Origin of the sequence: Vibrio marinisediminis (genome assembly GCF_014050145.1) — a bacterium.
Classification (GTDB): Bacteria; Pseudomonadota; Gammaproteobacteria; order Enterobacterales; family Vibrionaceae; genus Vibrio; species Vibrio marinisediminis.
The window spans coordinates 1-305 of record NZ_JACFYF010000148.1 but is presented as its reverse complement, the minus strand read 5'-3'; the positions used below and the strand labels follow the sequence as shown (position 1 = coordinate 305).

Annotated in this window: 1 protein-coding gene; it reads left to right on the top strand. The window is 54.4% G+C overall.

The annotated features are described in order from the left end of the window. Window positions 1-27 precede the first annotated feature (27 nt). On the top strand, window positions 28-305 hold a 278-nt coding region (locus H2O73_RS20700; protein ID WP_246335986.1), incomplete at its 3' end, for a DUF2303 family protein.

Genomic DNA, 305 nt, shown 5'->3' with positions numbered 1-305 from the left:
GCCCATATTTTCGTTGACGGGAACGCCATGGACGCGGCCGCCATTTTTGATCTGGGCAATCCCGACATTCCTGGACACGCCGAACACACCGCAGTAGTGCAACTCAATAAAACGGCTGAGTTTAAGGCGATCGAAAAGATCGACGGCGCAAGGCATTCTCAGCGAAATATGGCCGAGTGGCTGGAGGATTGGCGCCACAACATCGTTGTGCATGAGGAATCCCCCTACGGCGAAGAAGCGGGAAAAACACGCCCTATCAATCAAGCCATCTCGCGCATCCGCAGCGTAACGAGTAAGCACGTTAG